Consider the following 603-nt stretch of genomic DNA (forward strand, 5'->3'; position numbering starts at 1 on the left):
GTAGATTACGTTGTGCGAATGTTCGTTACCGTGAACGTACTGTCCGATGTAGCCTGTCTTGTCTTGGTGCGCTTCGCCGCCATTTGGATCGGCAGTAAATAGGTTGTTCAGCTTGTCGTTCAGACCTTGCGTGCCGCCCATGATTTCAGTCAGCTTGTCTAAGTCTTGCATGAACGCCCATTGCCATTGCCACGCGTTGCCTTCTGTGTAGTAGAACGCGTCAGACTTGTAAGGGTCGAAGTCAGTTGAAGCGTATTTCAGTGCACATGGGTCGCCTTCTTTCAGTTCTGTTGGTACGAAGAAGCCCGTGCCGTCTGCGTTGCCTGCTTTCGCATCCCAGTGTTTCAATGAGTTGTAAGAACGGGCTTTGAACTCTTCATACGCGTCCATATCACCAGCGGCTTTTGCCATTTCTGCGATCGTCCAATCGTAGAATGAGAATTCCAACGAGTACGACACTGAGTTCCAGTTCGGGTAACGAACACACTGTTCTTTCTCGTGGTAGTTCAACTGACCTGCCATAAGTGAGCTTAGGATGTCGTCATGAATCTGTGGGTATTCATGCGGCGTGTAACGTGCTGATTTTACTGACGCGGTGTAAGC

1 protein-coding gene is annotated in these 603 nt (G+C 49.6%); it reads right to left on the bottom strand.

Annotated features, from left to right (window positions below; translation table 11 throughout):
* Positions 1–603 (bottom strand): glycoside hydrolase domain-containing protein (locus R7044_RS26540; RefSeq protein WP_225456153.1); only part of this gene is annotated, 603 nt, incomplete at both ends.

Source organism: Vibrio sp. 1402 (genome assembly GCF_033340275.1).